The sequence below is a fragment of the Marinobacterium marinum genome (assembly GCF_013868415.1).
Classification (GTDB): domain Bacteria; phylum Pseudomonadota; class Gammaproteobacteria; order Pseudomonadales; family Balneatricaceae; genus Marinobacterium; species Marinobacterium marinum.
Genome location: NZ_JACEMT010000055.1, coordinates 169,967 through 192,160 on the forward strand (window position 1 = coordinate 169,967; position 22,194 = coordinate 192,160).

Consider the following 22,194-nt stretch of genomic DNA (forward strand, 5'->3'; position numbering starts at 1 on the left):
TTGTGAATGTGTCAGGCGGTCGCGCCGCTCAGGTCAGACGCTTCGGGGCTGATGGCGTTGCGTAGCTGCTCGCGCTCCTGACATGCCGCTGCATAGGCCTTTTCCTTGACCGGTCCGTAACCGCGAATGCGGCTCGGCAGTGATGCCAGCGTACGGGCCGCATCCACGCGGTCGGGTGCCAGACGCTGCAGCAGCCACTGGATATCGGCCTCGTATTCGCGGATCAGGTTACGTTCCAGGCGGCGGTCCCCACTATACCCGAACGGGTCCAGAAGCGTGCCACGCAAGGGTTTGAGCCCGGCCAGCAGCTTGAAGCCGCGTTCCATCCAGGGACCGAATCTGATCTTGCGTGGGCGAGCACCGTCCTTGCCACGGCTCAGCAGTGGCGGAGCCAGGTTGAATTCCAGTGTGTAATCACCCTCGAATTCGTCGTCCAGCTGCTGGCGCAGACTACCGTTGCTGAACAGGCGGGCCACTTCGTACTCGTCCTTGTAGGCCAGTACTCGGGCGTAGTTGTCGGCCACGGCGCGGACCAGAATGGCGTCTCCACCCAGTCGTTCCTGAGCGGCCAGCGTCACCTTGTCCACCAGGGACTCGTAGCGTTTGGCCAGGCGGGCGTTCTGATAGGCGGTCAGGTGGCGCTTGTTGCGCGCGATCACCTGTTCCAGCGATTCCAGAATCTGCAGCGGGCTGCCCTTGGATTGTTGTTGCGGGAAGGCCAGCGCCTTGACCGCGTCCAGATCATGTGCCGCACGGCGGCCCCAGAGGAATGCCAGCTTGTTCTTGTCTACGGCCACATTGTTCAGCTCGATGGCACGTTCGATCGACTCCGCCTGCAGCGGCAGCAGCCCCTGTTGGTAGGCGAAGCCGACGGTGAACAGGTTCACCGCCATGCCATCGCCCATCAGCGCCTTGGCCAGCGCACCGGCGTCGAGGAACCAGCTGCCGTCGGCACGGGAGGCTTCGCGGATGGTGGCTTCCATCGCTTCGCCCGGGTAGTGCAGGTCCGGGTCACGGGTAAAGGCGGCGGGCATGGCCGCTTCGGTGTTGACCAGACTGCGCGAGAAACGGTTGTCCAGCTTGGCCAGAGCTTCGTCGCTGGCGGCAACCATCAGGTCGAATGCCAACATCAGGTCGGCCTCACCGGCGGGGATGCGCACGGCATGGATATCGTCCTGACACTTGCCGATACGGATATGGCTGACCACGGCGCCGAACTTCTGCGCTAGACCGGCCTGGTCGAGGATCGCCACACCCTTGCCCTCCAGGTGGGCGGCCATGCCGAGCAGGGCGCTGACGGTCACTACGCCGGTACCGCCGACGCCGGTCAGCAGGATGCTGTAGGGATCATGGGCGCCGACGAATTCGGGTTCCGGCAGCTCGGCAAAATGTACGTCCTGGCTGACGCCGGCGGGCTTCTTCAGCTTGCCGCCTTTTACGGTGACGAAGCTGGGGCAGAAACCGCGCACGCAGCTGAAATCCTTGTTGCAGGCGGACTGGTCGATACTGCGCTTGCGTCCCTGTTCGGTTTCCTTGGGCAGGATCGACAGGCAGTTGGACTGGATACCGCAGTCGCCGCAGCCCTCGCAGACATCGGCGTGGATCATCACGCGCTGGTCGGGGTCCGCCAGGCTGCCGCGCTTGCGGCGACGGCGTTTTTCGGCGGCACAGGTCTGGTCATAGATCAGTACCGAACATCCCGGAATGTCGCGCATGTGGCGCTGCAGGGTATCCAGATCATCGCGGTGGTGGAAGGTGGTGCCGTCGGCGAAGTCGGCCCGTGACGGATATTTGTCGATATCGTCGCTGACCACGGCGATATGACGTATGCCTTCGCCGTACAGCTGGTGGCTGATCTGCTGCACACTCAGGCTGCCGTCCACCGGCTGGCCGCCGGTCATGGCGACGGCATCGTTGTACAGAATCTTGTAGGTGATGTTGGCGCCGGAGGCGATGGCAGCACGGATCGCCAGCAGGCCAGAGTGGAAATAGGTGCCGTCGCCCAGATTCTGGAACACGTGCTTCTGCCGCGTGAAGGGAGCCTGGCCAATCCAGGTGACGCCCTCGCCGCCCATCTGGGTGAAAGTATCGGTGCCGCGCTCCATCCAGGTAGCCATGTAGTGACAGCCGATGCCGCCGAGGGCACGGCTGCCTTCCGGTATCTGAGTCGAGGTGTTGTGTGGGCAGCCGGAGCAGAAGTGTGGCGTGCGCTCCAGACGTTCCTTCGGTTGTGCCAGGCTGGATTCCTTCTCGGTCAGGAAGTCCAGGCGCTCGCGCAGCTTGTCGGTGCAGTAACGGTCTTTCAGGCGGCTGGCGATGGCGCGGGCCACCATGGCCGGGGTCAGTTCGGATATGGAGGGCAACAGCTCCACGCCCTGTTCATCACACTTGCCGATGATGCGCGGTCGCTGCCGGTCCTGCCAGCCGTACAGCTGGGTCTTGATCTGTTCTTCGATCAGACCGCGTTTTTCCTCCACCACCAGGATTTCTTCCAGACCAGTGGCAAACTCGAAAAGGCCTTCCGGCTCCAGCGGCCAGGGCATGGCGACCTTGTAGACACTCAGGCCGATTGCGTCGCGTTCGGCGTCGCCCAGCCCCAGATCGGACAGGGCCTGGATCACATCGAGGTAGGACTTGCCGGTGGTGACGATGCCGATGCGCGGCTGGTGGGCGCTCAGTACGATCCTGTCGAGTCGGTTGGCGCGGCAGAACGCCTTGGCAGCCGCCAGTTTGTAGCGGTGCAGGCGTTCCTCCTGTTGTAGCGGCTTGTCCGGCCAACGGGCATTGAGGCCATCGGAAGGCAGCTCGAAATGCGCGGGATACTTGATATCGATACGGTTCGGGTCCAGGTTGGCGGTGATGGAGGAATCCATCACTTCGGCCAGCGCCTTGAAGCCGATCCAGCAGCCGCAGTAGCGGGACATGGCCCAGCCATACAGGCCGAGATCGAGAATCTCCTGTACCCCGCTGGGGTTGAGTACCGGCATGGAAGCATCCATGAAACCGTAGTCGCTTTGATGCGGCAGGGTGGAGGACTTGCAGGCATGGTCGTCGCCGGCCACGGCCAGTACGCCGCCATGCCGAGAGGTACCGGCGGCGTTGGCGTGCTTGAACACATCGCCGGTGCGGTCGACGCCGGGGCCCTTGCCGTACCAGAGCGCGAACACCCCGTCATACTCGGCCCCTTCGAACATGTTCACCTGCTGGGAGCCCCAGACGGCGGTGGCGCCCAGGTCTTCGTTGACGCCGGGCAGGAAGTGGATCTTGCGTTCCTTGAGATACTGCTTGGCCTGCCACAGGGTCTTGTCGAAGTTGCCCAGGGGCGAGCCGCGGTAGCCGGAAATGAAGCCGGCGGTGTTGAGGCCGTTGCGCCGATCAAGCTGAGCCTGAAGCAGCGGGAGACGTGCCAGCGCCTGACTGCCGGTCATGTAGACGGGGCCGGATTCGCATTCCCACACGTCGTTGAGATTGACATCACGCATAGTGTCACCTTTTCCATATAGGCCGGACAGGGGCACAGGGTACCCATACCGGACGGATAGCCGGGTTGGAGCCGGAACGGATTCAGCTGCGGATCAGACGTACGGGGTCTGAGGCCTGGGCGTTGTGACGCCGGCGAATCCTGTGGAAAAGGATGATTGGGGGGGTCGAACGGATAGACCATGCCCGAGCGGGAGCATGGCTGGGGAAGCCTTTTGCATTGACATAATGAAATCCTCGACCACCAGACCGGATCACGGTACCGGCGGTTTTACTCTTGTTTTTGTTGTACGGATTTTGGCCGCTGTGGCGATTTCAGTGTTCGCCGCCCTCATGGGGAAACGAACTGAGCTCCACGCTAAAGTCTTTTTAGTGGCAGGTCAATGATTGTTTTGTGATCAGGACAAGGGGGGGCAGCGTTCGTTCTCCTGTTTTGTAAACAGGGGAAAAGGAGTCGCGGCCGGGTGGCGGCGAATGGCTCCGAAGACTCCGATGGCGGCTGAGCCATCGGAGCGGGGCAGCCGAAGAAGGGGCTTACATCTGTGACTGCTGGTAGTTTTGCAGGCCCAGGCGGTTGATCAGGCCGAGCTGTTTTTCCAGCCAGTAGGCGTGGTCTTCTTCGGTGTCTTCCAGTTGCTGGCGCAGCATTTCACGGGTCTGATAGTCCTGTTCCTGCTCGCACAGCGCAATGACTTCTTTCAGGTTGTGCGCTACCCGGTATTCGGTATCCAGGTCGTTCTGCAACATCTCGGGTACGGTTTTGCCGACCTGGATGGGATCGCGCGTGACCAGGTCCGGGGTGCCTTCCAGAAACAGAATACGCTCGATCATCTGCTTGGCGTGGGCCTTTTCATCGTCGAATTCATGGGCGATGCGCTCATACAGCTTGCTCAGGCCCCAGTCCGCATACATTTCGGAGTGGATGAAATACTGGTCCATGGCGGCCAGCTCACCGGCCAGCAGTTTGTTCAGGGCGTCAATGATCTTCTGATTGCCTTTCATCGAATTACTCCTCTTCGATAGCCGATTGCAGGTAGTTTTGCAGGCCGATTTCGCTGATCAGGTGCTGCTGGGCTTCGATCCAGTCAACATGCTCCTCTTCCTGGGCCAGAATTTCGACCAGCAGCTGACGGCTGACGTAGTCCTTGCCGGCCTCGCACTGGGCGATTACGTCACGCAACAGGGTGATCTGTTCCAGCTCCAGGCTAAGGTCTCCCTGCAGCATTTCTTCCGTATCTTCGCCGATCCGCAGGCGTTCGAGGTGCTGGAGGTTGGGCAGGCCTTCCAGAAACAGGATGCGTTCAATCAGCTTGTCGGCCTGTTTCATGTCCAGAATCGATTTTTTGTAGGCCGTGTGGTTGAGCTTGTCCAGGCCCCAGTTCTTGAAGATGCGGGCATGGAGGAAAAACTGGTTGATGGAGGTCAGTTCCAGCGTCAGCACTTTGTTTAACTGCTGAACCAGCGTTTGATCATGCTTCATGAGAAATCCTTCATTAACAGTGTAGATAGCCGTTGGCGCGCACAGGGTCGTTCACAAATCACTAGAGTCTAGATGGGAAGCGACCAAAACGCACCCGTTGTCGAGCATGAGATGAATTTATTTCCGCACCAGTATTGCAAATGAGAATGATTAGCCTTATCTTGTATCTCGTTCATTGACAGGTCTGACTCACTGAAGGCATGGCAGCCGTGTGCCCAAGGTGATTGGCGCCATCCTCCATCTCCCCGGAGGATGGCGATTTTTTTGCCTGTTGGGTTCTATTCATCTTGACTTGAACAGTCTCCGTTTGACCTCATCTTGCCGACTCCCTAGAATCCGCGCGTGCTTCCGGTGTACTGAACAGCTGTTCAGGACTTAAACGGGAAGTCGGTGCGTGCCGGTTGTAACGATCCGGCCACCATGCCGACGCTGCCCCCGCAACGGTAGAGGCGTGAGACGATGACGGAAGGCCACTGTATCCGAGGATATGGGAAGGTGTTATCGCTCCTGGCTATACAGCCTGACGCCTGAGCCCGGAGACCGGCCCGAAGCAGCATACAGTCGGTATCGCGGTGGGCGGTCAGTACTGGCATCGTCACGTCCGTGGCGAGCGCCCGTCTGTTTTTCATGCCTTCGCAACCATGAACCCAACACAACGCGTGCGGGTGGGCGCGCGAAGGAATCAACAGAGCATGAAATACTTCTCCTTGCCGGCAGCCGTACTGCTCGGCACTGCCGCTATGGCGACTCAGGCACAGACTGCACAGGACACGCTGCTGGTGACGGCAACGCGTACCGCTCAGACGGCCGACCAGGCGCTGGCATCGGTCACCGTAATCGAGCGTGACGAAATCGAACGCAAACAGGCACAGACCGTGACTGATCTGCTGCGCCAGACACCGGGGATTACGGTGACCAACAATGGTGGCCGCGGCAAACAGACCTCCATTTTCATGCGTGGCACCAACTCCGACCATGTACTGGTTCTGATTGACGGTATCAAGCAGGGGTCGGCAACACTGGGCAGCGTTGCCTTTGAACATCTGACACCGGATCAGATCGAGCGGATCGAAGTGGTCAGAGGACCGCGTTCGTCGCTGTACGGTTCAGAAGCCATTGGTGGCGTGATTCAGATCTTTACCCGCAAGGGAAGCGACGGCCTCAAGCCGCGTTTCAGTGTAGGGGCGGGTTCCAATGACAGCCGTGAAGTGGCGTTGGGCGTGTCTGGCGGCAATGGCCAGGGCTGGTACAACCTGAGCGTCAGCGACTACACCACCGATGGTTTTGATGCGAAAGAAGGAACCGAAGCCGATGATGACGGCTATGACAACCGCTCCTATGCATTGAGCGGCGGATACCGTTTCAACGAGGTGGCTGAAGCCGAACTGTTCTGGACACGCAACACCGGTGACAGTGAGTTTGATGGCAGTTTCCAGAATGAAAGCAGCACGCGTCTGCAAACGCTGGGGGGCACTCTGCGTCTGGATCTGGCCGAGAACTGGCAGGTCGAAGCACGTGTCGGGCGCAGTCAGGATGAGGGCGACAACTACCTGAACGGTACCTGGGTCAGCAACTTTGATACCCAGCGCGATACCCTGTCTCTGCAAAGCAGCCACCAGTTCAGTGCCCACAGCCAGTTTGTGTGGGGCGTGGACTATCAGGATGAAGAGATCGCCAGCGCCAGCAACCACTATGCCGTGAGCAGCCGTGACAATACCGGTGCCTTCGGCCTGTATCAGCTGTACATGGGCGCACACGACATCGCGTTGAGCCTGCGTCACGACGACAATGAACAGTTTGGCGGTGAAACCACGGGCTCGCTGGCCTGGGGCGTTGCGCTGCCGCATAACCTGCGCCTGACCGCCAGTTACGGTACGGCCTTCCGCGCACCGACATTCAATGACCTGTACTGGCCGGGTTCCGGCAACCCGGATCTGCAGCCGGAAGAGTCCGACACGCTGGAGCTGGGACTGTCTGGTGATCATGCCGGTATCCACTGGGCGGCCAACCTGTACCAGACCGACATCGATAACATGATTGCCTGGGCACCGGCGCCGACGGCTGCCGACCCCTGGCGCTGGACACCGATGAACGTTGATAACGCCCGCATTCGCGGACTGGAACTGACAGCGGCAACGCGTTTTGCCGACTGGGATATCAGCACCGGTCTGGATTTGCTGGACCCGAAAGACCGCGAGACCGACGAGATCCTCAAGCGTCGTCCACGCAAGGTGTTCACACTGGCTGCGGATCGTGACTTCGGCGGCTACGCGCTGGGCGGTACCCTGCAGGCAGTGGGCAAGCGCAAGGATCGCGACTGGATGTCGGGTTATACCGTCGTCGACCTGCGTGGCAGTTATGCTCTGAGTCGGGACTGGTCGTTGAAAGCCAAGGTGGAAAACCTGCTGGATGAAGATTACCAGACCGCCCGTGGCTACAACCAGCCGGATCGAACCTACTGGCTTTCACTGCATTATGCGCCCTGATCGGGCGCTTTTTGACGGAGTTCAACTATGATGCAACTATCACAACGCAGTCAGATGCTGGTAGGCCTGGGCTTGATCCTGTTACTGGCACTGACGCGAGGCCAGCATTTTGCCTCGGTTGACCACCTGCCCAGCGCGTCCTGGGCCGTATTTTTCCTGGCGGGCGTATTCATGCGCCCGTTGTGGAGTTTTCCTCTGCTGTTTCTGGAAGCCGTGCTGCTGGACCTGAGCTACTACGACTGGAACCTGGCGGCGTCTCACTGCATTACTCCGGCCTACGGCATGCTGGTGCCGGCCTATGCCACGCTTTGGTATGCCGGTCGTCGCTATGCGCGTCTGCATCAGGACCGTCTGGCGAGCCTGGGTCCGTTGCTGTTGATACTGTTGGCAGGGGCGTTTGTCAGCAACCTGTTCTCCAGCGGCGGCTATTATTATCTGTCTGGAAACTTTGAAACCACCAGTCTGACCGGGCTTTGGGCACGCATCGAACAGTACCTGCCGGGCAAGCTCTTGCCGTTGCTGGGCTATACCGGTGGCGCAGCCGTGGTGTATACCCTGTTCCGTCAGTTTAAAACCTATCAGGAGCTTAGCCGCACATGAGTGATGACCAGACCCGTGAAGCGCGCCACAAGGCGCGGATGGAGCGCAAGAAAGCCGTTGTTGACCAGGCGATTGCCCGTGCCGACCGTGATCAGGGCGTACTGCTGGTGCTGACCGGCAATGGCAAGGGTAAAAGCAGTTCCGCCTTTGGCATGCTGGCACGGGCGCTGGGACATGGCATGCATGTTGGCGTGGTGCAGTTCATCAAGGGCAGTTTCAGCACTGGAGAAGAAGCTTTTTTCCGGCGTTTTCCCGAAGTGCGCTACTACGTTATGGGTGAAGGTTTTACCTGGGAGACTCAGGACCGCGAGCGTGACCTCAAGGCGGCTGCAGAGGCCTGGGACAAGGCCCGCGAGCTGCTGGCCGATCCGAACATTTCACTGGTGGTGCTGGACGAGCTGAATATTGCGCTCAAGTACCAGTATGTTGATCTGGACGAGCTGCTGGAGGCTTTGCGCAATCGTCCGGCGATGCAGCATGTGGTGATTACCGGCCGTGGTGCGCCCAAAGCGTTGATTGATGCGGCGGATACGGTAACCGAGATGCAGGTGGTGAAACATGCCTTCAAGGATGGCATTCGTGCACAAAAGGGCGTCGAGCTGTGAGCGATAATCGGCTCGAAGCCCTTGTCCCCCGGCGCTGTCCGGCACTGCTGATCTCGGCCCCGGCGTCAGGCCAGGGCAAGACCACGGTGACGGCGGCACTGGCGCGTCTGCACCGGAATCAGGGGCGTCGAGTACGGGTGTTCAAGACCGGCCCCGATTTTCTCGATCCGATGATCCTGAGTCACGCCTCTGGCTGTGCCGTGGAACAGCTGGACCTGTTCATGGGATCGCCGGAGCTGTGCAAGCAGCGGCTTTGGGAAGCCGCTGCCGAGGCCGACCTGATCCTGATTGAAGGTGTGATGGGGCTGTTCGACGGCAATCCCTCCAGTGCTGATCTGGCTGAGCTGTTCGGTATCCCGGTGCTGGCGGTCATCGATGCTGGCGGCATGGCACAGACCTTTGCCGCGCTGGCCCATGGACTGGCCAGCTTCCGACCGCAATTGCCGTTCAGTGGTGTTCTGGGTAACCGGGTGGGCAGTGCCGGCCACGGTCAGATGCTGGCGGAAGCCCTGCCGGCCGTTTTGCGCTGGTACGGCGCCTTGCCGCGTGACGAAGGCATCAGTCTGCCCAGTCGCCATCTGGGGCTGGTACAGGGCGACGAAATTGACGATCTGGAACAGCGTATTGAAATCGCTGCCCAGGCGCTGGAACAGAGCGCCGGCAGTGAGCTGCCTTCGGCAATCACCTTCGAGCCTCAGCCGGTTGACGCCATAGCGCCTCTGTTACAGGGAGTGCGTATCGGTATTGCCCGTGATGCAGCGTTTGCGTTCATTTATCCGGCCAACCTGAGCGTCCTGCAGCAGCTGGGCGCAGAGCTGGTGTTCTTCTCGCCGCTGGCAGACGAGCCGTTGCCCGAAGTGGAAGCGCTTTGGCTGCCGGGGGGCTACCCGGAACTGCATCTGGAGGCCCTGTCCGGCAATACTGCTTTGATCAAGGAGGTGAGGGCTCACTACCAGTCCGGCAAACCGATACTGGCGGAGTGTGGCGGTATGCTCTGGCTGACCGAGACGTTGACCACCCTGGATGGTCAGACGGCGGATCTTTGTGGCCTGCTGCCAGCCCGGGCACGGATGCAGAAGCGGTTTGCGGCACTGGGGTTGCAGCGACTGCTGCTGGACGGTGAGGTGTTGCGCGGACATACCTTCCATCACTCGGTTACCGAGACCGAACTGGAGCCCATTGCACGGGGTGAGTGTCCCAATGGTCGCCGTGCAGTGGAGCCGGTCTATCGTCAGAAGCGGCTGACCGCCTCCTATATACATTTCTACTTTCCCTCCAACCCGGCGGCTGTGGCCCAGCTGTTCAAGCCCTGACCCTGATGCTGGCGCTGCAACTGATCGCGGCAGTGCTGATCGACTGCCGATTCGGTGAACCGGCTCGCTGGCATCCGCTGGTTGGTTTTGGTCGCTGTGCCGGCTGGCTGGAAGCACGCAGCAATCGGGGGCAGGCACGGCGCCTGAAAGGGCTGCTGATGGTCGTGCTGCTGGTATTACCGCCGGTGTTGTTGATGGCGGTACTGGTGCAGATTCCGGTGCTGGGTGAGCTGATCGCCGTGCTGGTGCTCTGGTTTACCCTGGGGCTGGAAAGTCTGAAACGGCACATTCGTCCGATTCTGCAAACCTTGCTAAGAGGGGATGAGGGCGAGGCGCGTCGGCTGACTTCCTGGATCTGTAGCCGTGATGCTGCTGAACTCGAAGTGGAGCGAACTGCCGTGGAGTCGGTGCTGGAAAACGGCAGCGATGCGGTGTTCGGTGCGATTTTCTGGTTCTGCATCGCCGGTGCTCCTGGAGCTTTGGCGTTTCGTCTGATCAATACGCTGGATGCCATGTGGGGCTACCGCAGTGAGCGTTTTGTGCACTTTGGCTGGGCGGCGGCGCGACTGGATGATCTGGTCGGGCTGATTCCGGCACGGCTGACGGCGCTGAGCTATGCGCTTTGTGGTCACACCCGCCGCGCCTTGCGCTGCTGGCGCAAGCAGGCCCGCCGGCATGACAGCCCCAATGCCGGGCCAGTAATGGCTGCCGGTGCCGGCGCACTGGGGGTGCGTCTGGGCGGCCCGACCTGCTACCGCGGGTGCTGGGTCGACAAGCCGGTTCTGGGGGAGGGGCCTGTAGCGCAGCCTCGCGATCTGTCTCGTGCCCTGCGACTGGTCGATTCTGCTCTGAAGCTGTGGATAATTTTTATAGTGTTCATAGTGCTGCTGAGGGCATATCTGTGACGGGGTTTATCCACAGCCCGTTTGCTGTCAGGGTTATTCACAGCACTGCAATGACAGGGCCTGATGTGCATAAATCTCATGGTTCAAATGTATCCCCAACGCCCCTGCATGGCGGTCGGCTGAATGCGGCGGTGGAGCGATATGGTATCCCGCGTGAGCAGTGGCTGGACCTCTCCACCGGCATCAATCCCAACGGCTGGCCGGTACCGCCGTTACCGGCAGAGGTGTTCAATCGCCTGCCGGAGGAGGATGACGGTCTGCAAACGGCTGCGGTCGAGTATTATGGCAGCCGCGAGCTGTTGCTGGTGCCGGGGTCTCAGGCCGCGATTCAGACGCTGCCCGCGTTGCGTTTTGCCCGCTCGGGGCCGGCCCGAGTCGGCGTGCTGTATCCAGCCTATGCCGAACATGCCTTTCGCTGGCAGCAGGCGGGACATGAAGTGTCGGCGCTCTCGGCCGAGCAGATCGAAGCTCGTCTGGAAGCTCTGGATGTATTGGTGCTGATTAACCCCTGTAACCCCAGTGGCATGTGTTTTTCGCCGGAGCAGTTGCGCCACTGGCATGCCAGGCTGGCGCGCCGAGGGGGATGGCTGCTGGTGGATGAAGCCTTTATAGATGCCACGCCGGAGCTGAGCCTGATCGTAGATCCCATGCCGGAAGGATTGATCGTGCTGCGCTCGCTGGGCAAGTTTTTCGGTCTGGCAGGGATCCGTGTCGGGGCCGTCAGTGCGCATAGCGACCTGCTGCAACTGCTGTCGCACAAGCTGGGTCCCTGGGCGATCAGTCATCCCGCTCGCTATATTGCCCGCCAGGCATTGGCGGACCGGGAATGGCAGCAGCGCACGAGAGACAGCCTTCAGCTTCAGCAGGCCCGCTTGAAGGGATTGCTGGCGCAATACCTGTCCGAGCCTGTAATCACCACGGCACTGTTTGGCTATGTGGTAACCGGGCAGGCGGTCGAGATTGAGCATCAGTGTGCTCGGGCTGGTATTCTGATTCGACGCTTCGAGCAGCCTGCTGCCTTGCGCTTCGGCCTGCCGGGAAACGAAGTTGAATGGCAGCGGCTCGAACATCTACTCAGCGAGATTCATCAATGACTGATCGACAGAAAACCCTGATGGTGCAGGGCACCACCTCCGATGCCGGCAAGAGCACGCTGGTGGCGGGTTTGTGTCGGGTGCTGCAGCGACGCGGGGTCGCGGTGGTGCCATTCAAGCCGCAGAATATGGCGCTGAACAGTGCCGTCACCGCCGAGGGCGGCGAGATCGGCCGCGCCCAGGCAGTACAGGCCCAGGCCTGTGGATTAAATCCGCATGTGGATATGAACCCGGTGCTGCTGAAACCCTGCAGCGATACCGGGGCTCAGGTGATCATTCACGGTCGTGCTGTGGATAACATGGAAGCCAAGCGCTACCACGATTACAAGACCATTGCCTGGCAGGCGGTGGCTGAATCTCATCAACGGCTGTGTGATCAGTATGATGCGGTGATGGTTGAGGGGGCAGGCTCGCCCGCCGAGATCAATCTGCGTGATCGAGACATTGCCAACATGGGCTTTGCCGAACGGGTCGATTGTCCGGTGATCCTGATCGCCGATATCGACAAGGGCGGTGTGTTCGCTCACCTGGTCGGCACCCTGGCGCTGCTGAGCGAAACCGAGCAGGCGCGTATCAAGGGGTTTGTTATCAACCGTTTCCGTGGCGATATTGCCCTGCTGCAGTCCGGTCTGGATTGGCTGGAAGACTATACCGGCAAGCCGGTACTGGGGGTGCTGCCCTACCTGCACGGTCTGCATTTGGAAGCCGAAGATTCGATCAGCGCAGAACCGGATATCGAACGCGCCGGCCGGGTGCTGGATATCGTCGTGCCGGTGCTGCCGCATATCAGCAACCATACCGACTTCGACCCGCTGCGCCTGCATCCGCAAGTGCGGCTGCATTTTGTCGGCCCGGAGCAGCCCAAACCACCGGCCGATCTGGTGATACTGCCCGGTTCCAAGGCGGTCCGGCCGGACCTGAGCTGGCTCAGGTCTCAGGGCTGGGAGGAGTACCTGCAGCGCCATCTGCGCTACGGCGGCAAGCTTCTGGGGATTTGCGGTGGCTACCAGATGCTGGGTGAACGCATCGCTGATCCCGAGGGAATTGAAGGGCAGGCCGGTGACAGTACCGGCTTGGGCTGGCTGCCGATCCGCACGGTATTGGAAGGTGAAAAAGCGCTGCGCAACGTGCAGGGGCGGTTGACGCTGGCGGGCAAGACAGTACCGGTCAGCGGATACGAGATTCACTGCGGTGTCACCCTGGTGGCCGCAGGCTGTACCGAACCGGTGCAGCTGGAGCAGGGGGCGGATGGTGCCCAGTCTGATGATGGGCAGGTAGTGGGCACTTACTTGCATGGGCTGTTTGAAACGCCCGAAGTGACGCAGCAGGTGTTGCGCTGGGCGGGTCTGGAGCGGGCCCAAGCCCTCGATTATCACCAGTTGCGTGAGGACGGTATCAACCGGTTGGCCGATACACTGGAACAGCACCTGAATCTGGACGCCCTGCTGGATTTGCTGGACCTGCCGCAGGCGTCGGCGGCACCATGAGTCGCTGGCTGTGCCGGGGCATTTGTCTGTTCGGCCTGGTAATCGGGGTGGCACAGGCAGCAGCAGTGCGCCCCGAGCGTGTCGTGTCGCTGGATCTGTGCATGGACCGGATGCTGGCCCGGCACGCCGATCCTGCTCAGGTGGTGGCCCTGTCGCCGATGCACAAGCGCTTTCCTCTGCCCTGGCCGCTGGAAGGCTGGCCCAGTCATGACGGTTCTCTGGAGCAGGTGTTCGCGCTCGAGCCGGATCTGATTCTTGTCGGTCAGCACAATGCACTGATGCTGCGTAAGCGCTTGCAAACCCTGCAGCAACCGGTTGAACTGGTCATACTGCCGCGCACTCTGGATGAAATTGCAGCCTATGAGGGGCGCGTACTGGGTCTGATCGGGCGTTCGCCAGCAGAGGCCCAGCCGGCGCCCCGGCCGCTGCAACCGGCAACGAATGCTCCCCGTCTGCTGCTGCTTGGCCCCAACGGCATAGGGACAGGCCCCGATACCTTCGAGGACCAGATTATTCGCCAGGCCGGGTGGCGCAACTACCTGACCGGGGTACGCTACGAAAGACTGGATCTGGAGCGAGTGGTTACTGACCCGCCAGACGCCATTCTGTGGAGCAGTCCCGATGCGCAGGCACTGGCCAGCCGCTTTGCCGAGCACCCGGCGCTGCAGCACAGTGTGCCCGCCACCGGCTGGCTGCCGACCGACAACTGGCGTTGGCAATGCCCCGGTCCCTGGACCTGGGACCTGATCGAACAGTTGCGCCAACAGTTACAATACTCTTCTCACAATAAGAGGATGAAATGACTCCCGCACTGATCCTGTTGATGCTGCTGACCGCATTGGCGTCGCTGTATGTCGGCTCCACCGATATCGCCGTGCTGGACGGACTCTGGCAATGGTTGCAGGGCACTGACAGTGCTGCCGCTATCGTCATTGGTGAAATTCGTCTGCCGCGTACACTACTGGCGCTAACCGTGGGAGCGGCGCTGGGCATGAGCGGTGCGGCTCTGCAGGGGCTGCTGCGCAACCCGCTGGCCGACCCGGGACTGACCGGTGCCAGTCAGGGCGCGGCACTGGGGGCCGCCAGCGTGTTCTATTTCGGGCTTTTGCCTGCTGCCGGTGCAGCGGCTCCGGCACTGGCCGGGCTGATTGGTGCCGCCATTGCCATGTCGCTGATGCTAATGCTGGCAGGCCCATCGCGGCAGGGGATGGTGATTATGGCCGGTCTGGCAATCTCGACTCTGACCGGCGCACTGCTGGCGGCGGTACTGAACTTCGCGCCTAACCCCTTTGCCCTGTCGGAGCTGGTATTCTGGCTGCTGGGCTCGGTGTCCGAGCGCGGGTTGGACCACTTGGGGATTCTGCTGCCTGCGCTGCTGCTGGGGGGGGGGCTGATCTGGAGTCAGCGGCGTTTGCTGCTGGGACTAAGCCTGGGCGAGCAGGTCGCCCAGAGCATGGGGCTGTCCTACGCACGAGGCAGTCGCCTGATCATTCTGGGGGCGGCCCTGCTGGTGGGTGCCTCGGTGGCCGTGGCCGGAGCCATCGGTTTTGTCGGCCTGCTGGTACCGCACTTGGTGCGGCCGTTGGTACGTAACCGGCCCGATCGTCTTCTGATTCCGGCTGCATTGGCCGGCGCCATTCTGGTGTGTCTGGCGGATATTGTTGTGCGCTGGATGCCGCCGGGGCGTGAACTCAAACTGGGCGTGCTGACATCGTTGATCGGCGCGCCCCTGTTTATTTGGCTGGTCTGGCAGGAGCGCAGGAAATGGCTTTGATCACCATCGAGCAGCTGCAGCTGGACAGTCGTCTGGCCGGTATCAACCTGACCCTGGAAGCGGGCGAGCTGTTGGGCGTGATAGGTCCCAACGGCGCGGGCAAGTCATCGTTGCTGGAATGTATTGCCGGTCTGCAAGCCTACAATGGCCGGATTGAGCTGGACGGACAGAACCTGAATCGGCTGCACGGGCTCCAGCGGGCGCGGCGGATCGCCTTGTTGCCGCAGCGCTGCCAGAGCGCCTGGGCGCTGAAGGTAGCCGACGTGATCGCGCTGGGGCGCCTGCCCTGGGGGGACGAAGATCCTGAGCCGATTGGGCAGGCAGCACGGCAGACGGGAGTATCCACATGGATGGATGCCCGGGTCGACCATCTGTCCGGCGGTGAGCAGGCACGGGTGTGGCTGGCGCGGGTGTTGGCAGGACGACCCGATATCATTCTGGCCGACGAGCCGCTGGCGAGTCTGGATCTGCACTATCAGCAGCGAGTGCTTGAGCTGTTGCGTGAACACGCACAATTGCAGCGCGGTGTTATCCTGTCGATTCACGACCTGAACCTGGCCGCGCACTGGTGTGACCGATTGCTCCTGCTCGACGCGGGTCGCATACATGCCATCGGCACGCCACAGCAGGTGTTGACCCCGGCTGCGCTGCGGCAGGTGTATGAGATTGATGCCGAGGTCGATTTCAGCGGTCGGCAGCCGCTGATCCGGGTGTTGGGTTGAGGCGCTAGAGGAGAAAACCATGACAGAGAAGGCCATGCCGTTCAGTGAGGCGGAGCGGGACGCGGTGTATCGCGCCATCCGCGAGCGCCGTGATATGCGCCACTTCAGTGGCGAACCGCTGGACCCCGAGATTCTGAAGCGGTTGCTGCAGGCCGCCCATCAGGCGCCCAGCGTGGGGTTGATGCAGCCCTGGCGTTTTATCCGCATCACCGACCGGCTCTTGCGCCAGCGCATTAGAGGACTGGTGGAGCAGGAGCGCCAGGCTACAGCCGACGCTTTGAACGAACGCGAGGCCGAGTTTCTGCGCCTGAAAGTAGAAGGTATGGACAGGTGTGCCGAAGTGCTGGTGGTGGCACTGATGGACCAGCGCGAGAAGCACATCTTCGGCCGCCGCACCCTGCCGGAGATGGACCTGGCATCGGTCTCCTGCGCCATCCAGAATCTTTGGCTGGCCGCCCGCGCTGAAGGTGTCGGCGTTGGCTGGGTCTCGCTGTTTGACCCCGAGGCGCTGGGTGACTTGCTGCAGATGCCGGCGGGTAGCAAAGCGATAGCCGTGCTCTGCATCGGGCCGGTGGACACATTTTACGAGCGTCCGATGCTGGAGCAGGAAGGCTGGGCCGAAGCACAGCCACTGGAGGCTCTGTTGGCCGAAAATCACTGGCCGGAAACCGATGTCTACAAAGAGGAAAGGAGATGAAAATCACCGTGTTCTGTGGCTCCAGCTACGGTAACAACCCGCTCTACCGGGACACCGCTGTTGAGTTGGGCCGTTTTTTTGCCGAGCAGGAGATCGAACTGGTCTTTGGTGGCGGCCATGTGGGCCTGATGGGCACCATCGCCGATGCTGTACTGGAGAATGGCGGTCAGGCGCATGGCGTGATTCCGGAATATCTGCAGTCGCGTGAACTGGCTCACGAGGGACTGACCGCGCTGGAAGTCGTGCCGGACATGCACGCTCGCAAGGCGCGCATGGCGGAATTGGCGGATGCGTTTGTTGCCCTGCCGGGTGGCGTGGGGACGCTGGAAGAGCTGTTCGAGGTCTGGACCTGGGGACAACTGGGTCATCATGCCAAGCCGGTGATTCTGTATAACGTCGGCGGCTTCTACGATCGTCTGTTGGAATTTGTCCACAGCATGGAAACGGAAGGTTTCATCAAGTCCGCGCACAGTGAAATGCTGCAGGTTGTGGATAACCCGGCGGCGCTGTTGGCGGCGATACGGGAGTATCAGGCGCCGGCCGACAAGTGGTAAAAGGCGGCGCGTATTTTCGTGCCTCATCATAGTCCGGGTACACTCAGCAGAATGCCAACCTGTAACCGATATCGGGGGAGAACCTTGTGATTCGACTTATTCTTGGCGGCGCCCGTTCCGGCAAAAGCCGTCTGGCGGAACAGCTTGCCCGCGCGACCGGGCGGGAAGTGTTCTATATCGCAACGGCTCAGGCTCGGGATAGCGAAATGCGGCACCGCATTGAGCGCCACCGCAGTGAGCGCCCCGAACACTGGACAACCATCGAGGAGCCCCTGCAACTGGCCTCCACCATTCTGGCGGCGCAGGCCCCGAACCGCTGTCTGTTGATTGACTGTCTGACGTTATGGGTGACCAATCAGCTGCTGGAAAGTGCCGATCTGCAGGCCGAACGTGAAGCGCTGTGCATGGCCCTCAATAATGCCCGTGGCGATATTATCCTGGTCAGCAATGAAACCGGCATGGGGGTTGTGCCCATGGGTGAGTTGAGCCGCCGTTTCAGCGATGAAGCCGGCTGGCTCAATCAGTCGGTGGCGGCATTGGCGGACCAGGTCGTGCTGATGGTGGCCGGCATCCCCATGCGGGTAAAGGGCCCCAGGCTGGAGTCGGAACAATGAGCTGGGTGGATGGAGCGGTTCGTCCGCTGGATGAGTCTGCCTTGGCGGCGGCGCGTGAGCGCCAGCAGCATTTGACCAAACCGGCCGGTTCGCTGGGGCGGCTGGAGCAGCTGGCCATTCGCTTGGCGGGGATGCAGGGGCAGAGCTGCCCGCGACTGGAGCAGGTCAGTATTGCGGTGTTTGCCGCCGATCACGGTGTGGCAGCGGAAGGGGTTTCCGCTTATCCACAGGTGGTGACGGCCGAAATGGTGCGCAACTTTGCCCGTGGCGGCGCGGCCATCAGTGTTGCGGCCCGGGTACTGGGCGCTGATCTTAGGGTCTGGAATCTGGGGACGGTGGCGGCGCTTGAGCCACTGCCGGGAGTGGAGTCTCGGGTGATCGCACCGCAAAGCGGCAATCTGCTGCATGAAGCGGCGATGACCGCCACGCAGTTGCAGCAGGCGCTGGATGTCGGGCGTGAAGCGGTGCTGTGCCTGCCGACCGACCTGTTCATAGGTGGCGAGATGGGCATTGGCAATACTACCGCCGCCACGGCCCTGGCCGCCGCTTTGCTGGAGCAGCCGGTGGCGGATCTGGTGGGGCCGGGTACCGGGCTGGATACGGCGGGTACCCGACACAAGTGTCAGGTGATAGAGCGAGCGCTGGTGCGTCATGGCACCGGTCGCGAGCCTTTGGACCTGCTGGCCTCTCTTGGCGGTTTCGAAGTGGCAGCGCTGGCAGGGGCCTACCTGACGTGTGCTCAACAGGGGGTTGCCGCGCTGGTGGATGGATTCATCTGTACCGTGGCGGCGTTGCTGGCGTGCCGCATTAATGCCTCCGTGGCCGACTGGCTGCTGTTTTCTCACCATTCCGCCGAACCCGGCTATCGCCTGATCCGGCAGGCGCTGCCGTCGGCTCCGTTACTGGATCTGGGACTGCGACTGGGTGAAGGCAGTGGTGCGGCAACCACGGTACCGCTGTTGCGCATGGCCTGCAGTCTGCATGCGGAGATGGCGACCTTTGCCGAAGCGGCCGTATCGGAGAAGGGCGCGTGAGCGGATTGCGGCTGGAATTGCTGCGACACGGTGTTACCGAACGGGGCAGCTGTTTTCTGGGCCGGACCGATGCCGCCCTGACAGCGGAAGGATGGCGGCAGATGGAACAAGGGCTGGCGGATCGATCACCATCGGACTACGTCGGAATCTATAGCTCGCCGCTGCAACGCTGCGCCGCTTTTGGCCGCGAATGGGCACCTGAGCAGGGTCTTGTGCTGGACGAGCGGCTACGGGAGTATGATTTTGGTGATTGGGATGGTGAAACCGCTGCCCGGATACATGCTCGTGACCCGGAGTCTCTGGGGCAATTCTGGCAGGATCCCTGGCATCATGCGCCCCCGCACGGGGAGCGTCTGCCGGACTTCTTCGCACGTCTGGAAGCGCTGCTGGAGGACCTTGACCGGCGTCATCAGGGAAGCGTTTTATTGCTTTGCCATGGCGGTGTTATCCGAGCCTTGCATGTCATCCTGAACGGGCTGCCGATCAGCGAAATGTTCAATTACCCGGTTGCACACGGCAGCCTGCATGTCTTCGGGAGCCAACAACGATGAGGCACTGGCAGGCCTTTCTCTGTGCGCTGCAGTTTCTGACCCTGATTCCGGTACGTCTGTCCGGCCTGCCGGAACCGGCCACGCAGGCGCGAGCGCTGCTGTATTATCCGCTGGTCGGTTTGCTGCTGGGGCTGATGTTGGCAGGGGTGGCCTGGATGGGGCAGGCGTTGCCGGTCTCGGTGCAGGCAACCCTGGTCCTGCTGCTGTGGTGTGGCGTAACCGGCGGGTTACACCTGGATGGCCTGGCCGATAGCGCCGATGGCTGGATGGGCGGGCTGGGAAACCGAGCACGGACGCTTGAGATCATGAAGGACTCGCATATTGGTGCGACAGGGGCGCTGGTATTGATGCTGCAGTTGCTGCTCAAATGGAGCCTGTTGCAGGGGCTGCTGTCCGCCTCGATATATGGACCGGTTCTGCTGGCGCCGGTCGTAGGCCGAATGGCCGCACAGGGGCTGTTGTTGACGACCCCCTATGCGCGGGCGCAGGGGGTAGCGCGGACTCTGGAGCAGGCTCCGGGCGGGCCGGTGTGGTTGCCAATGGTGTTGTTGATAGCGGCTCTGCTGGTGCTGCACCCGCTGCTGGTTTTACTGCCGCTGGCCTGTTTCTGGTGGCTGAGGCGGGTGATGCTGGCGCGCCTGCACGGATATACCGGTGACACGGCCGGTGCCTTGATTGAACTGATGGAAGTGGCCGTGCTGGCAGCCGGGCTCAGTCTGCTTTAACACGTATCCAAACCTGGCCTCGATTGCTAGGATAACGTCTCAAGCCACCATGTAGTCGCTGAAAGGAACCTGAGCCTTTGGGGTCGGTGTAGGTTGGGATAATGCACAAGCGTGAATTGCGGTACCCTTGGCGTTGGTATTTCTGGTCAGCCGGTCTGGCTGTGTTGGTATTGTTGGCCATCGTGACGGCGCTGAGTCTGCTGGTAAATCTGCGGCAGGAGCAGCGGCTGCAGCAACAGCAGCATGACTACTTTCTGAGCCGACTGAATCACAGCATCCACACGACGCTGGATTCGGTAGAGCTGGACGTCAGTCGGCTGGCTTACTCGCCACTGTTATACAACTATCTGGAACAGCCCGATACCATCTGGCTGAAGCTGTTGCAGCAAAGCTATTTGTCGCTAGCCAGACTGCGGCCGGAATATGACCAGATCCGCTTTCTTGATCGTCACGGCACCGAAATCGTACGCATCAACCGGTTGATGGGTGGCGATGCCTACGTGGTGCCGGACGAGGGGCTGCAGAACAAGTCTCATCGTTATTATGTAGCCGAAGCCCTGCGCCTGGATGCCGGTGAACTCTACCTGTCACCTCTGGACCTCAACGTTGAACGACATGAGGTTGAAGTGCCCTATAAACCGATGCTGCGTCTCTCCATGCCGGTGTATCAACAGGATCAGCTACAGGGGCTGATTGTCATCAACTATCAGGGGCAGACGTTGCTGGATAACCTGAGTGAGGTGTTGCCGGCCCCCCTGTCGCCATTATTGTGGGATGAATCGGGGCACTGGCTGCATGGCAGCGACGGGCGTGACTGGCAATTCATGTTTGCAGAACACACGGGCCTTGCAGTTGAAATGCCAACCCAGTGGCAGCAGATGCAGACGCGGCAGCGTGGCGAAGTGGCGGCCGGTGATGAGTGCTACGTGTATCAATGGGCCGAGTATGGGCAGTCACACCTGCATGGTCCTCGCCTGCTGCTGGGACTCAAGGCGGGACAGCGCTGTTCGGCTTTGGAATCGCGCTATCTGGAGCGGGGAATACAGCTGATGGCGGCCGGTAGCGGAGTTGGCCTGCTGGTGCTCTGGGGCTGGTATCGTCTGCGCAGACGGCAATGGCATCTGGATCAGCGCATTCGCCGCAGCGAACACAAATTGCGGCTGATCACCAATGAAGTGGGCAGTGGTCTGATCATGGTCGATCGTAACGGATGCGTATGTTGGCTGAACCCGGAGGCCGAGCGACTGCTGGGCTGGACGGAGGCTGAACTGCTGGGGCAGGAACTGCATCCCACCATTCACATGACCCTGTCAGGCCAGGTGCTGCATGAGCATGCCTGTCCAACCCTGGAAGCGCTGCGGACCGGTGAGCGTCAGCATGCGGAACGTGATTTTTTCCGCACCCGCGAGGGGCATATTCTGCCTGTGCACACCACTGTTACGCCTCTGCCCGGTGATGGTGCGGACGGTGGTGCCGTGATTACGTTCAGTGATGACAGCGGACATCTGGCGACCGAAAACCGGCTGCGGGAGCAGGCCATGACGGATGAACTGACCGGGTGCCTGAACCGTCGGGCGACGATGCAGCTGCTGGATCGGCTGTTGGAAGCACCGGACAGCTATCCCGGCGTGGTGCTGTTCGATATTGACCACTTCAAACGGGTGAATGATCGTTATGGCCATGCCGCCGGAGATCAGGTACTGGCTTATTATGCACAGGAAGTACGTGAGTTGCTGCGCGCCGGCGATGGCTTTGGTCGCATCGGCGGCGAAGAGTTCTTGATTGTGTTCGACAATGTCAGTCTGGATAACCTGCTGCAACTGGCAGAGCGTGTGCGTAATCGTTTTGACGAACGCCGTTGTCCGGTGGATGAGCATCGTTTGCACGTAACGGCCAGTTTCGGTGTTGCGGTTCGGCAGCCGGGAGAGTCATCGCGTACCCTGATGGCGCGGGCCGATATGGCCTTGTATCGGGCCAAGGATCAGGGCCGCAATCGGGTTGAGCAGGCGAACGAAGAACTGCTGGAAACAGGCTGAGCAAGGCGGCGGTCGGCCGATATCCGCAGGTTAAAAC

General features: G+C 61.1%; 20 protein-coding genes and 1 riboswitch. Of the genes, 17 read left to right on the plus strand and 3 right to left on the minus strand.

The features are described 5' to 3' along the window. Window positions 1–11: 11 nt before the first annotated feature. The 3 genes from H1S06_RS15275 to bfr (H1S06_RS15285) all read right to left on the minus strand — a co-directional run bounded on the left by H1S06_RS15275 (window position 12) and on the right by bfr (H1S06_RS15285) (window position 4,960). A complete protein-coding gene (locus H1S06_RS15275; protein ID WP_181741764.1) occupies window positions 12–3,482 on the minus strand; it encodes an indolepyruvate ferredoxin oxidoreductase family protein in 3,471 nt (1,156 codons plus the stop codon). Window positions 3,483–4,014: 532 nt separating this feature from the next. Then, complete coding sequence (bfr, locus tag H1S06_RS15280; protein ID WP_181741766.1) at window positions 4,015–4,482, minus strand: bacterioferritin; 468 nt, start codon at window positions 4,480–4,482, stop codon at window positions 4,015–4,017. Between the two features lie 4 nt (window positions 4,483–4,486). Beyond that, on the minus strand, window positions 4,487–4,960 hold the full coding sequence (bfr, locus tag H1S06_RS15285; RefSeq protein WP_181741768.1) for a bacterioferritin: 474 nt from the start codon (window positions 4,958–4,960) through the stop codon (window positions 4,487–4,489). Window positions 4,961–5,292: 332 nt separating this feature from the next. Next, window positions 5,293–5,523, plus strand: a riboswitch (cobalamin riboswitch). Window positions 5,524–5,652: 129 nt separating this feature from the next. On the opposite strand from bfr (H1S06_RS15285), the gene btuB reads away from it, so the two are divergent. The 17 genes from btuB (at window position 5,653) to H1S06_RS15370 (ending at window position 22,157) form a co-directional block, all read left to right on the plus strand. Then, window positions 5,653–7,446: a TonB-dependent vitamin B12 receptor gene (gene btuB, locus H1S06_RS15290; protein ID WP_181741770.1), complete on the plus strand. Its 1,794-nt coding sequence runs from the start codon at window positions 5,653–5,655 to the stop codon at window positions 7,444–7,446. A 27-nt stretch (window positions 7,447–7,473) separates the two neighbouring features. Beyond that, a complete protein-coding gene (locus H1S06_RS15295) occupies window positions 7,474–8,046 on the plus strand; it encodes a hypothetical protein (RefSeq protein WP_181741772.1) in 573 nt (190 codons plus the stop codon). After that, window positions 8,043–8,651 carry a cob(I)yrinic acid a,c-diamide adenosyltransferase gene (gene cobO, locus H1S06_RS15300; protein ID WP_181741774.1) on the plus strand — a complete coding sequence of 203 codons (609 nt, stop codon included), beginning with the start codon at window positions 8,043–8,045 and terminating at the stop codon, window positions 8,649–8,651. The genes H1S06_RS15295 and cobO overlap by 4 nt, the downstream gene beginning before the upstream one ends. Further along, window positions 8,648–9,964 carry a cobyrinate a,c-diamide synthase gene (locus H1S06_RS15305; protein ID WP_328515355.1) on the plus strand — a complete coding sequence of 439 codons (1,317 nt, stop codon included), beginning with the start codon at window positions 8,648–8,650 and terminating at the stop codon, window positions 9,962–9,964. The genes cobO and H1S06_RS15305 overlap by 4 nt, the downstream gene beginning before the upstream one ends. Before the next feature lie 5 nt (window positions 9,965–9,969). Then, a complete protein-coding gene (gene cbiB / locus H1S06_RS15310) occupies window positions 9,970–10,869 on the plus strand; it encodes an adenosylcobinamide-phosphate synthase CbiB (protein WP_181741776.1) in 900 nt (299 codons plus the stop codon). Between the two features lie 65 nt (window positions 10,870–10,934). After that, complete coding sequence (cobD, locus tag H1S06_RS15315; RefSeq protein WP_328515356.1) at window positions 10,935–11,963, plus strand: threonine-phosphate decarboxylase CobD; 1,029 nt, start codon at window positions 10,935–10,937, stop codon at window positions 11,961–11,963. Beyond that, window positions 11,960–13,450, plus strand: a complete 1,491-nt coding sequence (locus H1S06_RS15320; RefSeq protein WP_181741781.1) for a cobyric acid synthase — start codon at window positions 11,960–11,962, stop codon at window positions 13,448–13,450. Before cobD ends, H1S06_RS15320 begins: the two co-directional genes overlap by 4 nt. Beyond that, window positions 13,447–14,253 carry an ABC transporter substrate-binding protein gene (locus H1S06_RS15325; protein ID WP_181741783.1) on the plus strand — a complete coding sequence of 269 codons (807 nt, stop codon included), beginning with the start codon at window positions 13,447–13,449 and terminating at the stop codon, window positions 14,251–14,253. The genes H1S06_RS15320 and H1S06_RS15325 overlap by 4 nt, the downstream gene beginning before the upstream one ends. Further along, entirely contained in the window at window positions 14,250–15,224 is a 975-nt protein-coding gene (locus H1S06_RS15330; protein ID WP_181741785.1) for a FecCD family ABC transporter permease, read from the plus strand. The genes H1S06_RS15325 and H1S06_RS15330 overlap by 4 nt, the downstream gene beginning before the upstream one ends. Further along, a complete protein-coding gene (locus H1S06_RS15335) occupies window positions 15,215–15,946 on the plus strand; it encodes an ABC transporter ATP-binding protein (protein WP_181741787.1) in 732 nt (243 codons plus the stop codon). The genes H1S06_RS15330 and H1S06_RS15335 overlap by 10 nt, the downstream gene beginning before the upstream one ends. A 19-nt stretch (window positions 15,947–15,965) precedes the next feature. Beyond that, the gene (bluB, locus tag H1S06_RS15340; protein ID WP_181741789.1) at window positions 15,966–16,643 is read left to right on the plus strand and encodes a 5,6-dimethylbenzimidazole synthase; all 678 of its coding nucleotides are present in this window, start codon (window positions 15,966–15,968) and stop codon (window positions 16,641–16,643) included. Beyond that, entirely contained in the window at window positions 16,640–17,197 is a 558-nt protein-coding gene (locus H1S06_RS15345; RefSeq protein ID WP_181741791.1) for an LOG family protein, read from the plus strand. The genes bluB and H1S06_RS15345 overlap by 4 nt, the downstream gene beginning before the upstream one ends. Before the next feature lie 86 nt (window positions 17,198–17,283). Beyond that, window positions 17,284–17,811 carry a bifunctional adenosylcobinamide kinase/adenosylcobinamide-phosphate guanylyltransferase gene (gene cobU, locus H1S06_RS15350; protein WP_181741793.1) on the plus strand — a complete coding sequence of 176 codons (528 nt, stop codon included), beginning with the start codon at window positions 17,284–17,286 and terminating at the stop codon, window positions 17,809–17,811. Beyond that, window positions 17,808–18,845, plus strand: coding sequence for a nicotinate-nucleotide--dimethylbenzimidazole phosphoribosyltransferase (gene cobT, locus H1S06_RS15355; RefSeq protein ID WP_181741795.1), 1,038 nt, complete (start codon window positions 17,808–17,810; stop codon window positions 18,843–18,845). The genes cobU and cobT overlap by 4 nt, the downstream gene beginning before the upstream one ends. Next, the gene (locus H1S06_RS15360) at window positions 18,842–19,396 is read left to right on the plus strand and encodes a histidine phosphatase family protein (protein WP_181741797.1); all 555 of its coding nucleotides are present in this window, start codon (window positions 18,842–18,844) and stop codon (window positions 19,394–19,396) included. The genes cobT and H1S06_RS15360 overlap by 4 nt, the downstream gene beginning before the upstream one ends. Beyond that, entirely contained in the window at window positions 19,393–20,121 is a 729-nt protein-coding gene (gene cobS / locus H1S06_RS15365) for an adenosylcobinamide-GDP ribazoletransferase (protein ID WP_181741799.1), read from the plus strand. The genes H1S06_RS15360 and cobS overlap by 4 nt, the downstream gene beginning before the upstream one ends. Before the next feature lie 101 nt (window positions 20,122–20,222). Next, the gene (locus H1S06_RS15370) at window positions 20,223–22,157 is read left to right on the plus strand and encodes a GGDEF domain-containing protein (protein WP_181741801.1); all 1,935 of its coding nucleotides are present in this window, start codon (window positions 20,223–20,225) and stop codon (window positions 22,155–22,157) included. Window positions 22,158–22,194 lie beyond the last annotated feature (37 nt).

Coding starts and splice junctions, on each gene's coding strand:
- H1S06_RS15275 (WP_181741764.1), bottom strand. CDS start 3,482: ATGCGTGATGTCAATCTCAACGACGTGTGGGAATGCGAATCCGGCCCC.
- bfr (WP_181741766.1), bottom strand. CDS start 4,482: ATGAAAGGCAATCAGAAGATCATTGACGCCCTGAACAAACTGCTGGCC.
- bfr (WP_181741768.1), bottom strand. CDS start 4,960: ATGAAGCATGATCAAACGCTGGTTCAGCAGTTAAACAAAGTGCTGACG.
- btuB (WP_181741770.1), top strand. CDS start 5,653: ATGAAATACTTCTCCTTGCCGGCAGCCGTACTGCTCGGCACTGCCGCT.
- H1S06_RS15295 (WP_181741772.1), top strand. CDS start 7,474: ATGATGCAACTATCACAACGCAGTCAGATGCTGGTAGGCCTGGGCTTG.
- cobO (WP_181741774.1), top strand. CDS start 8,043: ATGAGTGATGACCAGACCCGTGAAGCGCGCCACAAGGCGCGGATGGAG.
- cbiB (WP_181741776.1), top strand. CDS start 9,970: ATGCTGGCGCTGCAACTGATCGCGGCAGTGCTGATCGACTGCCGATTC.
- H1S06_RS15320 (WP_181741781.1), top strand. CDS start 11,960: ATGACTGATCGACAGAAAACCCTGATGGTGCAGGGCACCACCTCCGAT.
- H1S06_RS15325 (WP_181741783.1), top strand. CDS start 13,447: ATGAGTCGCTGGCTGTGCCGGGGCATTTGTCTGTTCGGCCTGGTAATC.
- H1S06_RS15330 (WP_181741785.1), top strand. CDS start 14,250: ATGACTCCCGCACTGATCCTGTTGATGCTGCTGACCGCATTGGCGTCG.
- H1S06_RS15335 (WP_181741787.1), top strand. CDS start 15,215: ATGGCTTTGATCACCATCGAGCAGCTGCAGCTGGACAGTCGTCTGGCC.
- bluB (WP_181741789.1), top strand. CDS start 15,966: ATGACAGAGAAGGCCATGCCGTTCAGTGAGGCGGAGCGGGACGCGGTG.
- H1S06_RS15345 (WP_181741791.1), top strand. CDS start 16,640: ATGAAAATCACCGTGTTCTGTGGCTCCAGCTACGGTAACAACCCGCTC.
- cobT (WP_181741795.1), top strand. CDS start 17,808: ATGAGCTGGGTGGATGGAGCGGTTCGTCCGCTGGATGAGTCTGCCTTG.
- cobS (WP_181741799.1), top strand. CDS start 19,393: ATGAGGCACTGGCAGGCCTTTCTCTGTGCGCTGCAGTTTCTGACCCTG.
- H1S06_RS15370 (WP_181741801.1), top strand. CDS start 20,223: ATGCACAAGCGTGAATTGCGGTACCCTTGGCGTTGGTATTTCTGGTCA.